The sequence below is a fragment of the Paenibacillus sp. JGP012 genome, assembly GCF_014203995.1.
Lineage (GTDB): Bacteria > Bacillota > Bacilli > Paenibacillales > Paenibacillaceae > Paenibacillus > Paenibacillus silvae.
Genome location: NZ_JACHKG010000003.1, coordinates 152,526 through 165,435, shown reverse-complemented (window position 1 = coordinate 165,435; position 12,910 = coordinate 152,526). Strand labels below are relative to the sequence as shown.

The 12,910-nt window shown below is 47.1% G+C and carries 9 protein-coding genes; 1 reads left to right on the top strand and 8 read right to left on the bottom strand.

Annotated elements, in window-relative coordinates; translation table 11 throughout:
- Window position 1 precedes the first annotated feature (1 nt).
- The 6 genes from HNR77_RS05540 to HNR77_RS05515 all read right to left on the bottom strand — a co-directional run bounded on the left by HNR77_RS05540 (window position 2) and on the right by HNR77_RS05515 (window position 8,325).
- On the bottom strand, window positions 2-637 hold the full coding sequence (locus tag HNR77_RS05540; RefSeq protein ID WP_111268824.1) for a YIP1 family protein: 636 nt from the start codon (window positions 635-637) through the stop codon (window positions 2-4).
- The gene (locus HNR77_RS05535; RefSeq protein ID WP_184181903.1) at window positions 621-2,045 is read right to left on the bottom strand and encodes an NHL repeat-containing protein; all 1,425 of its coding nucleotides are present in this window, start codon (window positions 2,043-2,045) and stop codon (window positions 621-623) included. The genes HNR77_RS05540 and HNR77_RS05535 overlap by 17 nt, the downstream gene beginning before the upstream one ends.
- A gap of 66 nt (window positions 2,046-2,111) precedes the next feature.
- Complete coding sequence (locus tag HNR77_RS05530) at window positions 2,112-2,993, bottom strand: carbohydrate ABC transporter permease (protein WP_397366182.1); 882 nt, start codon at window positions 2,991-2,993, stop codon at window positions 2,112-2,114.
- A complete protein-coding gene (locus HNR77_RS05525; RefSeq protein ID WP_229729797.1) occupies window positions 2,990-3,907 on the bottom strand; it encodes a carbohydrate ABC transporter permease in 918 nt (305 codons plus the stop codon). Before HNR77_RS05525 ends, HNR77_RS05530 begins: the two co-directional genes overlap by 4 nt.
- Window positions 3,908-3,965: 58 nt before the next feature.
- Window positions 3,966-6,863, bottom strand: coding sequence for an extracellular solute-binding protein (locus HNR77_RS05520; RefSeq protein WP_184181550.1), 2,898 nt, complete (start codon window positions 6,861-6,863; stop codon window positions 3,966-3,968).
- 106 nt (window positions 6,864-6,969) lie between these two features.
- Window positions 6,970-8,325, bottom strand: coding sequence for an extracellular solute-binding protein (locus HNR77_RS05515; protein ID WP_184181548.1), 1,356 nt, complete (start codon window positions 8,323-8,325; stop codon window positions 6,970-6,972).
- Window positions 8,326-8,598: 273 nt separating this feature from the next.
- On the opposite strand from HNR77_RS05515, the gene HNR77_RS05510 reads away from it, so the two are divergent.
- On the top strand, window positions 8,599-9,363 hold the full coding sequence (locus HNR77_RS05510) for a helix-turn-helix transcriptional regulator (protein ID WP_184181546.1): 765 nt from the start codon (window positions 8,599-8,601) through the stop codon (window positions 9,361-9,363).
- A gap of 147 nt (window positions 9,364-9,510) precedes the next feature.
- On the opposite strand, the gene HNR77_RS05505 is transcribed toward HNR77_RS05510, so the two are convergent.
- Window positions 9,511-11,148: a response regulator gene (locus HNR77_RS05505; protein ID WP_184181544.1), complete on the bottom strand. Its 1,638-nt coding sequence runs from the start codon at window positions 11,146-11,148 to the stop codon at window positions 9,511-9,513.
- Window positions 11,133-12,890 (bottom strand): sensor histidine kinase, encoded by a 1,758-nt coding sequence (locus HNR77_RS05500; RefSeq protein WP_184181542.1) that lies wholly within the window; start codon window positions 12,888-12,890, stop codon window positions 11,133-11,135. Before HNR77_RS05500 ends, HNR77_RS05505 begins: the two co-directional genes overlap by 16 nt.
- Window positions 12,891-12,910 lie beyond the last annotated feature (20 nt).

The following is a 12,910-nucleotide window of genomic DNA, read 5'->3' as shown; positions in this document are numbered from 1 at the left end:
CCTAGCCCCGAAGCACTAATTCCTGATAGATGGTGTATACAAAGGATACGATCTGCTGTATAAGACTGAAGAACAACAAGCATAGAAATGCCATAAATGCCATAGCCACAAGGGTGAGCAGCATCGTCAGAATGGTTTTGGCTGGTGTATATTGATGCACGGTCATGTTGCCCACAAACAGCAGATAAACCGTCCAGCACACGGCTATCGCGTTAGAGAAATAATAAAATGCCGTCTCCTGTGCAGAAATTGCAAGACTCAGCCAAATCCATGGAAAATGCACCAGGAACATCGGCACCAGCGCAAAACAGGTGGACATAAATATTTCAGAGAACTTGCCTTCCCCGTCCATCAATGTCGTTAATGACCAGTTGGCTACACACCAGAACAGGACAGGAACGATCACATATACCGTTTCAAGCAGGCTGTTCAGATATTTGGGATTGTTAAAATTAATCAAAAATCCGCTGTACTGCGCCTGCAAAATTTTGGTGATTACGAGCAAAGCCATAATCATAAACGAGATTAGCAATGTCGTTCTTTGATTCCGTTCATATTTCAGTTCCCAGTAACCGTCGAAGGGATGGAAAATCAGATGGAGCGGGTACTGGTACAATTGTTTACTTGATGCCTGCATTCGTTGTCCTCCTTCTCTGTCTGCGAACGATAACAACGGTGACGAACGCAGCTACAGCCAGGAATATACCGGACATCACCCATGAAAAATGCTCGCGCATCAGTTCTTTCCTGTACAGCAGGAACGCTTTGGAGTACCCTTTGCGCTCCATGCTTTGTTTGAAGTATTCGACTGACTCGGCATACTGCTTTTGGCGAAGCAGCGCTTTGCCAATACCCGCATAGGCATATTCCAGATTGGCATTCATCTCGGCCGCCTTGGCAAAGAGCTGCGAGGACTTATCTTCTTCGCCGTTGTAATAACTACGTACCGCATCATGCAAGGTGCGTCCGTATTCGGTTGTCTGGAACACGGTGATCTCACCGAGTGCTTTATCCAGTACAAGCATGCGGTCACCTGCCCTCTCCAATGCGACAGGGGTATTGAACAGGCCTATCCGGTTACCGATTCCGCCAAAGATATGAAGTAAGTAGCCGTCACCGTTATAGGTGAAGATCCGGCCTTTGTTTGAATCCAGCACGGAGTACATATCGCTGTCCCCTACATCCACATCAATCAGACGTGATGGCCCGCTTTCATTCATGTATCGCAGATCACCTTGGGGTGCTGAATACCCTTCTCTCCGCAAAATGTCCGTTCCCTGCGCATTCAGCTTTTTGATCGGATCTTTACCACGATCCCCGCTGGTTGCATAGATGAAGCCCTCTTCGTCCATATCCAGATTGGTGAATTCGGTCGGTGTGAACATGACCATCTGACTGCGCTGCTCGCGGGTGGCGAGTCGCTTCCACAGATACTCCACAGGATCAACCTGAACCCGGTTAGCCCCGATGAAGGAGGAAAATACACCATCGGCACTGAACTCCATGAAGCCGTCAAATACCCCTTCGGCCATCACATAGATGCGATCCCCTTTATCCATCACGATCCGAATCGGCTTGAATTGAAAATCTTCTTTTAACAAATCCGATTTCGGTTCAGCCACAATTTTGACGAGTTCCCCTTTGTCATCCAAATGAACAACCCGGTGATTATCCGAATCGGCAACGAGGATATTTCCTTTACCTGTAACAAACAGACCTTGAGGATTTTTAAACTGATCTTTCTTGCCTTCGTTTATAAACGAATCAATGGTCCGTACAAGCTTGAAATTCCGATCCAGCTCTACGATGCGGCCATTGCCTGAATCCAGCACATAAACACGCTCATCCTCGGTAACATGCATATCACTCGGCTCTTTGAACGCGCTGATATTCAGCTTCTTGCCAGTAATAATCATGGTTGCTTCGTATGCAGCCGGAGCCGGAACAGCATCCCCATAGAATGAATAATGGTAAGCATCGGCTTTACCGTCTGCGCTCGCAGGTAATGCTGCTGAACTGAACAGCAGGAGGCAGACCATGCTCATGATGACCCATTTTCGTTGTTTCCATTTGCTTTTTGGCGTGTAACGCTGCAATTTGCTGCCTCCTTTCTATTCTTTCATGCCAGAAGTCGCCATGGTCTGCATCACACTGCTCTGAGAGATAATGAACAGGGTGATTGGAACGATCATCAGCAGCAGAGCTACCGCCGCACCAACACCTGCCCGTGCAATCCCCCCCTGAACGATCTGACTGAGTGCATAATGCAGTGTTTTCAGATTTTCGCTGTAGATAAAGCTGCCGCCGTCCGTTCCCCACAGTGCAGGGAATTGCAAAATCATCAATGTTAGCCATGCTGGCTTTACATTAGGCATCACAATGCTCCAGAATATCCGGTATTCATTCGCCCCATCAATTTTCGCCGCCTCCAGCAATGCATCGGGAATCTGCTCCATGAACTGTTTCATCAGAAACAAACCGAGCGAAAATGCCAGTGAAGGCACAATGATGGATGCGTGGGTGTTGATCCAGCCAAGCCAGGACATGACCATGTAGTTTGGAATTGCCGTAACATGCGGCGAGAACATCAGGGACAGAATCACAATGGTAAACAATATTTTGGACCCTGGAAAACGGTATTTGGCAAGCGGATAAGCTGCTGCCGAGGCAAGCAGAATATGTCCGGCCGTGCCCACTAGCGTGATGAGCAATGTGTTGGCAATATAACGGGATAACGGTACCCATGAATTGCCCATCAGGTTAATCAAATCAGCAAAATTTTCAGTGGTTGGATTGTTCACCCAGAAGCGCGGCGGAAATATAAACAGTTCATCCAGCGGCTTGAAGGCATTATTAACGGCATAAATCAAAGGAAGCACCATAAATGCCCCAAACACAGCCAGCAGCGCAAACAACATGAAACTGACGGCAAATGACCGATTGAGTCTCTTCGGCATGCCGAAGATGGCACGAACTTTGCTGGTCATCGTCATTCACCTATCTTTCTAAGCATTTTTTGCGTGAGCACGTTGGTGCCGAGCATGAGTGCAAACAGAACAGTCGCGATCGCGGAGGCGTACCCCATTTCGAAGCGAATCGTGCCATAGTCCATCAGATGCGTAACTACGGTATGCGCCGCATAGTTAACACTCGGGAATCCGGCAAGCGCTATCGAGATTTCGGCTACAGCGAACGAGGCTGTAATCTGCATGACTGCACCAAACATCAGCTGCGGTCTCATGGATGGCAGCGTAATGTACCATAGCTCCTGCCAGCGGTTTTTGATCCCATCCACCGTTCCTGCTTCCACCAGTGAGCGGTCAATTGTCTGTAAACCGGCAATAAAGGCGAGAAAGCTCGTTCCAAGACTAAGCCAGAGCTGTACGAGAATAACGATGCCTAGTACATACTTCTCGTTGGCCAGCCATTGAATGGGCTCCAGCACGATGCCGAGCCGCATCAGGAATCCGTTCATGTAACCGTAGCTGTCGCCCGAGAAAATGATCAGCCAGATGAAAAACACGTTGCCTGATATAGAGGGTGCATAGAAAACCAGTGTCATGACTGCCCGAACTTTCGGAGAAAGCTCGTTGATGATCCATGCAAACAAAAAACAGGCGATATAACTGACTGGACCCGTAATCACGGCAAAGAGCAGTGTGTTTTTAAGCGCGATCAAAAATACATCATCGTTCAGAAATAACCGTGAATAATTTTGCCAACCGACAAATCGCGGAAATTCCAGCATGTTAAAGTGAAAAAAGCTGAGCCCCAGTGAAATGCCGACCGGAATCACCGTAAACATGAAAAAGATCAGCATAAACGGTGCCATTAATACGTAATAGTGCCTGCTGAGATACAGATTCCTTCTTAATTGCGACCACCAGCCGACCTGGCGAGTATGCATGACAGGAGCGGCGGCTGTCTCGGATGTTTTGGCTTGCAACCGTTACCCTCCCTTTCCTTTATTTCAGATTGAATTCCTTGCGTTTCAATTCGATCTCATCGTCAATATAAAGCACATAGTCCGACAAAGCTTCTCGCGGATTTTCATTGGCATTAACAACCTTACGGAAGGCGTTATCCAAGTGTCGGCCTGTAAAATATCCTCCCGGCAGCTGTGGAATACCCTGCACCCACTCCCACTGCTTCTCCAGGTTCTGATAGTCCTTAACCGGCCATGGCAATTGCTCTAACGCTTCAATATTTGCCGTAGGGTAACGAGCAGCTGCACCCATCAGACCTTCCATTTCACGTCCGTACTCGATCTGGGTTGACTCATCCGTCCACCATTTCAAGAACTTCCATGCCGCTTCCTTATTAGCCGCATTTTCGAGCATCATGACCGCGCTCGTTGCACTCGCTACTTCATGTCGGATGGAGCCATCAGGAAGCTGCGTACCTGGCACGATGGTGAAGTCCCACAGATTCCGTATTTCAGGAGCGAGCACCGTCAACATGTTGTACGTTGTATAATCAGCAATACCGATGGGCATTTCGCCTGTACGGAAACGGTTAGGAAAGTCAGCCTTGAGCGGAAATTTGTAATTGGTATAAAACTGTGTCCAGCGTTTGAACGCATCCATGGAAATTTCCGAATCAAGTGCACTCTTCTTCCCGTCTTCGGTATAAAATGTTCCGTCATTCTGGTACAAGAGCATTGCAAACGTAGCATTTGGAACCATATTGGCGTTATTCGTTGTGTCCTCGATCGGCAGATAAAACTCCATGTTGTGTTTTTGCAATACGGCGATTGCATTGTACACATCCTGCCACGTTTTTGGCGGCTCCAAACCGAGCTCATCCAGAATATCCTTGCGGTAGAACAGCATCGGAAAATGCTGCTGCTCTGGCAGTGCGTACACGCCGCCATTATACTGATAAGGTGTTAACCCGCTCGCACGGAAACGGCTTGCAACCTCCTCATAATCCGGGAATTGACTCAGATCAGCTGCTGCATTCCGCATCGCGTAGTTCACTGGAATATCTTCGCCCATCTGCATCGCAACGTCAGGCCCTTCCCCAGCCAGTGTTGCAGGCAGCAGAATATTGGGTGGAACAAGCCGAAGCTGCACGGAAACATCAGTGTCTGGCGTGAACGTATCATCGATCATTCCCTTCAGCACCTGAGCCTGATCCCGTCCTGTAGTGATCCATACTGTAATGGAATCCTTCTTCTTCTCCACATTACCGATGCTGTCATAATCTTCGGTATACGATGCAACATAAGCGCCAAGTTCATGCTTCACCTGCTGCAGTGCAGACGCTTCTGCCTTGGGCAGCTCTTGACCAGGCGCAGTTACCATCAAATAATCCATCGTAATCGGCTGCTCCCGTACAGTCAGAATCCATGTTCCGAGACCGCCAACGTTAATTTTGAACGTATCCAGCCGTTTAGGAACCGTCTCCGGTCTTGCAGCCATATCTTTGAGCTGTACTACCATCGCGTGCAGAATAGCGACTTTATCACTCTGCTCGCCCGTTGCTTTTTCCAAATAGTCAGCAACAGAGCTGAGAACCTCCACCTGTCTGTTAAATACCTCGGTCATCTCCGGAATACGTTTCTCCAGCTGGTAGTCCCGGAGAGGATCAGGTTTGTTGGAGGTGATCATCAAAATTTTGCGATACAACTCATTTAATTCAAGCACGCTTGATTCCACGGTTCGCAGCAGCGGAGCAATGTCGCCAAGTGTAACCGTCATGCGCAAGCGATGTTTGCCCTGCTTGAGATGAAACAGATAAGGCTCATCTTCACTATTTCCAAGCACTTCTGTCTGCCAGGAAGGGCTGTAATTAAAGCGAATTCGTTTCATCTCCTCGAACGGCGTCTTGCCGTCAATGGTCAGGCTGCGCGTGGCATAGATGCCGCGAAGCTGATCCTGCTTCACTTTTAACGCAATCTGGTACAGTCCATCTTCAGGTACATCAAGCTCCCATTCGACCCATTCCCCAGGCAGCTTCCAGTTCACGCCGCCAATGGCATTGATCCGGATTTTGGAGACATCGTAGGGTTCAAGCGAAGGACTGGAGCGATCCGATATAGGTGCCAGGGTAGGAGATGATTTGGTGATAGCCTCTTCCCCTTGAACCTTCAGCATCACAGAGCTGGCTGGTTTCAAGCCTGACGATTCATAATTCTTCTTCAGCTCTGCATACGAAGGAACCGCCTCTTCCTGGTATAACTCAATGTAATCAATCGCCATACTTTCTCTCAGAGAGGTTAATGATAATTGCTGGGTGCCCTTTTCAAAATAAAACTGAAATGGTTCCTCGAAATACCCGCCACTGTCTCTGAACGAAGCAAGCTGCCATTCCGGCTGCTCCACCTGTCTCGGTCTGAGATCGTTGCCGCGATCATCCTGCCGGATGTGATCTTCGCGATTTCCCCATACCCTGTCGAAGAGAAGCACATCCGCTTCCCGGAAGGGAACCTCTCCGTTCAGCTCCAGCTTGCGTTCAATTCCCGAGCTCTTGCCTTCAACAGGATAATAATGAATGCGAACGTGATATAAACCACTCACTTGTACGGGTACATCCCAGCGAATGGTTCCGGATTCAGGAGTAATAACCGCACTGCCGTCCAAATCGGCATAACCTTGCACCACTTCGAACTCCGAGCTGTCTGCCTGCGTGTAAGCTTCGCCTTCAACCCGGACGGTTGCATCCGGTTTGGCAGTGCTCGCATACGTTTCCCGATAATGTTCATAGCTTCGTGAATCCTTGCTGCCTGATACAGCTTCAAAATCCTCAAGTGCATGTACCGTTCCGGGGCTTTTATCCTGCGATGGATAGATCACGATGATCGAGAACACCAAAGCCAGAACAAGTACCAGAATCAGTCCCTTTTTCTTACGTGACCGCATGTTCGAATGTATCCCCTTTCCTGTAAGCGTATCGACAATTGAACGATTGACTAACCCGGGCAGACCGCACCTGCTGCCCGTGCGTTCTGCCCGTAATTAGGAATGCTTATTTGTATACCTCATCAATTGCGGCCTGGAAAGGAGCCTTGTATTTCTCAATCAGTGTGGATACGGACACGCCTTCTTTCAGCTCTCCATCAAAATCCCAATAAGGAAGGGATGGGAAGGTGTTATGGTCGAGAACAAGCATGCCAGCTGCAACTTCTCTGGCGTTGTTAATATCAGCTTCGTCCGTCAGATGTCTTTCCAGTGTGGATTGCTCCGGATAGTCATAGATGGAATCAATCTCATTGATTTTTTCCCAGATGTACATCAGCTGCTCCGGATTTTCGACAGCCTTAGGGATCGTAATCGCTTGATATTGGGATTCACCTGAGTGATATGCTGTAGCGCTCGGTCCTTTCGGATAAGGCAGGAAACCGATATCATAATCCGGCATATCATTTTTGATGCCTTCAATTTCATACATCGCGCCAGAGTACATCAACGTGTTGCCTTGACGGAAGAATGTTGCCGGTTCAGTCCAGTCGCCGCCCTCTGTCGGTCTGCCCACTTTCTCTGTAGCCAATTTGTTCAAGAAATTGAGCGCTTCTTTTGTTTTCGGATCGTCGAGGTTTTGTTTATCACCTTTGGTCAGAGAAGCTTCGTTGGAGTACAAAATCGGCTCAAGCAGGCCTGTTTGGGCGAGACCCCATGTATCCAGCTTGCCATCATTGTTGCGGTCTTTATTGGCTTGCTTTGCTACGCTCAAGAAGGTATCCCAGTTCCATTCGTCTGCATCGACATATTCCTGAAGCGGCTTTAAGCCCAGCTCCTGCATCAGTGTACGGTTATAGAAAATGCCGTTGATAAACGAGGACTGATCTTCTGTGAAGCCATAACCTTTGCCTTCATACTGCATATATTCCTTCGTCGTTTTCTGATTAAACACTTTATCGTTCTTGATATAATCATCCAGTGGCCACAACAGATTCTGCTTGGTCAATGCTGGAATAGCGTAGCTTTTACCCAGTCTTACAAAGTCGCCCAGCGGCTCACCTGCCATCAGGGAGGCTACAACCTTTTCTTGATACTCACCAAAGTCGATAGAAATGTATTCGATATTAAAGTTATGCTTCTTTTTCAATGCTTCCAGATTTTCCAGACGTTTGATGTTGTCCGGGTTGTTGTCTGTAATCTCCATGTTCCACCAAGCTACAACTTTGATCGTTCTGCCGCCCATGTCGAAGTCCATCTCAGGCGTAGAATTTTCATTCTTTGGTTCGGTTTCCGCTGGTGCTTGCTCCTCCTGTGGAGCCGGCTTTTCGGGTGCAGGCTCAGCTGCAGGCGCAGAGCTGCAAGCGTTAATGAGCAACAGCGCGGCAAAGATCAGACTGAGCAGCATAAACTTGTTTTTCTTCATTGTCTTCCCCCCTGATTATCGTGTGCTTCCACAGTGTATCGTCCAAATGTAAGCGCAAACAACCTGCTTAAATGCAGGTATTTACCCGGTCAAAATATAGATCGGGTTGATTTGAGGAAGGAAGCGAGCTTTTTCATCTGCAATTGGTAAAGAAATGCACGCTCTGCAAAAAAATGCACATTGTATGCGCTTTCTTTTGTTCACATAATGAAACTAAGCCTTAATTCAGTTAAACATTGATCGGAATATAACAAGAAGGTGAGGTCATGTTTCATGCACCATATTTTACTTGTAGATTATAGCCACCACTTGGTCCGAATTCTCGGATCACTTCTGGAAGAAAGCAAATCTCCATTTGTCATCAAACATCACGTCTCCAATTCCAGCGAGGCCCTTGCTGCACTGTCTAAACAGGATTTTAACGTTGTTATTGTGCATACAGAACGTTACGATGCCGCAGGATTGTGGTTGTGTCATCATATCCGACAAATAAGTGATATTCCGATCGTGCTGCTGGGTGGCAGAGATCAATTCAGTCTGGTACGCAAAGCAATGACCTATCAGGTGAATGACTATTTGCCAGCCCCCTTTAAACCAGAAGCACTGCTGCATAGTCTGCATGGGGTACAGGACAGACTTGGGCCAGCTCCAGCCAAGAAACGCCCTGCGCTCAAGCCGCCGATTCAGCTTAATGGCAAAGCGATGGATTCCAGCCATGTCATCCGGGTTGTCAAAGCATATGTACGGGATCATCTGAATGAAGAACTTACGCTGAAGCGCATTGCCGATATGCTGCATTTTAATTGTGCCTATCTCGGGCAAAAGTTCAAAACAGAAGAAAAGGTATCCTTTAATGATTACATGCTCCAGGAGCGCATGAAAAAAGCGAAGCACCTCCTCTTAACCACCAATCTGCGAATATACGAAATTGCGCTTGAGGTCGGTTATCGTGATATTGACTGGTTTTACAAAAAGTTCAGAGCCTGCACAGGCTCAAGTCCCAATGCCTATCGCAGGCAAAAAGCCAACACTGCATAAGGATTCGCTACTTCAGACTATTTGCAGCAGAGCATTAAACATAAAACACGCAGGAGATGCTCCTGCGTGTTTTATGTTGTTTTATGGATTAATTGATGGGTTTATCGATGTGCTATTGATCGGTTTATTGCTGTGCTAATGATGGGTTTATCGATGTGCTGATGAGCGTGTAAGCAGGGATTCCCGATACTCCTGCGGGGTCATACCCGTCAGTTTCTTGAACAGCCGGGTGAACGAATGGGCGGATTCATAACCGACCTGAAGTGCGACTTCGCGCACCATGAGTTCGTTGTCCAGAAGCAGCTCCTTGGCCTTGCGAATACGGCTGTCATCAATGAATTCGGACAAATTAATGCCCATCTCCTGTTTGAAAAACCGTGACAAATATGAGGGATTAAAGTGATGCAATTCAGCCAGCCGAACGAGAGTAAGATCCTTTTCCAGATTGTCCTTGATATAATTACATAAACTTTGCACGACCAGATTGGCTCGTTCCTCCTCATTGGCACGTTTGAAATTAACGAGCTCATCAGCCGCTTGATACAGATACTGAACGGCCTCCTTCATGCTGGGGAAATGGTTTAAATGAAGCAAACTTCGCTGATCCGGTGTTCTCTGCTTCAGGCCCCAACGATTAAATGCAGTGTGCAGCGATAAAGCCAAATGATAATACGTTTCCATCGCACGCTCCATCGTCATGTCCTGTTGAAGCAGTTCACCGACAAGCTCTTCAAACAGTTCATAGAAGGATTGAAACCGTCCTGTTTCGAGAAAACCCGACATGGCTTCCACACGGCTTGAGATCCGTACAGCCTCTTTCGGAGAAGCAACCCAAGGTTCATCGTATCTATCCATTAATACCATCGACACACCGTCTCCGATCCTCATCCACTGCAGCAACCTCAGTCGCTCGTATTGTCTAGGAATCTGACTCCAGTCGCATTCGTGTCCGCTGAATGTAAACGTAATGGATATCCCCAGTGAAGCAGCACAGGATTCCTGTACAAGCTCAAGCGTGCCTTCAATGTATCGGGCAAAATGTTGATCTGCTGTTCCCTGCTCACTCTTAGGCTGCAATAACCAGACAACATCTCCGTAATGATCCGTTGTGCTGACGCATTGTGTATGCTTTCCCAATAATGAGGTTCCAATGATACGTACAGAGGCTTGTGTTCCTTCCTGCTCAGTGACCGATTCGTGCAGTTGATTGGAGCGTCCCAGTACCAGATATATGGGAGAATCAAGCTTTAAATCGGCGGTCGTTTCCGCCAAAACTTGCTGTAGCTCATTCAATGCCCCTGCGGATGCCCCCTCCTGCAGCAGCTTGCGGAGCATCTCATCCTGCTTGAATGCGGTCAACCGTGAAGTCATCTCGCGCTGCTGCTGTAACAGCTTGTTCATATCATGGCTTTGTCTAATCTCTTCCATAACCTGCGTCACAACGTGCATCACTTTGTCATATCCTTCTGTTTTGAGCAGGTACCGAACATTATTCATCTGAAAGGCCTGGTATGCATATTCAAAATCACTGTGTCCTGTAAGAAAAATAATGCGGCACAGCGGCCAGCGGCTTTGAATCTCTTCGGTTAGTTCCAGTCCACTGACACCTGGCATACGGATATCCGTCAGCACCATATCTATTCTTGAACGCCGCATCAAGGACAATGCTTCTGCAGCCGAATAGGCTTTATATACGTCCAACTGGTCAGGCATATGTCTGGAAAATGTTTCATAAAGACTATCCGTAATGATTTCCTCATCATCCACGATCAGAAGACGATACATTCGTTTTCCCCTTCCTTCCACTGGATTCGAATGACAACCTTTAATCCATGCAATTCACTTCTGGTCAGAAACAGGCCACTTTCTGGTCCAAATGTCAGAACAAGACGCCTGTGAATATTCATTAGTCCTGTCACGTCATCCGTCGTTGAATCGCTATGCAAGAGCTGCTGCATCTTCTTGATATCTTCCGTCTGAAGATCATTCCCGTTGTCCTCTACAATGATCTCCGCAAAGGATGATTGCATCTGGAATTGAACACGCAGCAGCCCTTCAGCCGTATTTTTTTCGAGACTATGTTCATAGGCATTTTCAATAATGGGTTGAATGACAAGCCGTGGAACCTGAATTTGTTGCATTTCTGGTGGCACTTCCCCAAAATCAACCTTGATTCGTCTGGAAAAGCGAAGCTGCTGAATTTCGGTGTAGATACGGGAATGATGCACTTCTTCTTTCATTGGTACATGATCGGTTCCATTTCGTGTGATGAAACGAAAATACTCACCCAGCATATTCGTGAACTGCTCGATCCGGTCCGTCTCCCCCGTTCTTGCAAGCGAGTTGAGAATGAAGAAACTGTTGTAGAGAAAATGCGGATTAATCTGTGATTGAAGCTGCTTCAATTCAGCTCGCTGCATCATCATCGTTTTTTTGAAATCACGGTCAATCAGCTGCTGCAGATTTTCAATCATGTGATTAAAGCGGTCATACAGGAATCCGAATTCATCTTTGCGGTGATGTACAATCGGAATATCGAGCACACCTCCCTCCATCTTTTTGAATCTCTTCACTAGCAGCAGGAGCGGAATATGAATTAACTTGTACGTAGAATAGAGATAGGCTGTAATGGCTATAAAGGATGTAATCGCAAAAATCCAGGCCCATTTGTAAAATTTGCTCAGCGGTTTGGTGACCATCTTTTCAGGCAAATACGTAGCAATGGATAATCCCAGTGGTTCCATATGATGCTGATTGACATAATACAAAGTGTTCTCTACGTTGACCTCAAAGCTATCGAGCGAGTTCTTTTGACTATATTCAAGATAATTGTCAAGAATGATCTTTCGTTCCTTCTGATCGGAAATAGCAAAACCGGTCTTCTCTTCAATGAGCAGAGAGGCACTCTCCGGATACAGATTAAGCTGGGAAAGTTCATTCTGAAAGGCGGCGTTATCAAGCTCTACCTGTATGACAAACAACGGCGCTTCTCCCATTTTACCTGTTAATCGTACCGCACTCAGATTCAGAGCATCATCTTTTACAGTAAATCGGGTCGCTTCGCCCTGCGGATGTGAACTGAAAAATTCATAAGAGGCCCGATTGTACTCATCAATGCCCTGCATCGCAGAAATGCTCTTGTTGACTGCAGGTATATGTACATACACATTCTTGATATATGCGCTGCTGTTCTTGAAGCCAGCAAGCCGATCAGATAAGTAATTTAACGTTTCACGTCTTTCAATCTGACCCATATTGTTCCAGAGGATCGCAAGCCGATTCAGCTTGCGGTCCTCTGCAATATCAAACTGCTGCAGCTCCATCCATTCAATCTCTCTGCCAAGCTCATTCGCATATTGACTGAGCCGCCTCTCTGTAGACAAGGAAATTTCCTGGCTCGCAGTATCATAGCTCCAGTGGTAAAGATAAACGCCAAGCAGAATTAATGGAATCACAAAAACAAGGTAGGTCATAATCAGTCGTGCAAATATACTGTTAAACCACGACTGAGCGGGTATCTTGAACAATGCACTCCCCTCCTGAATTC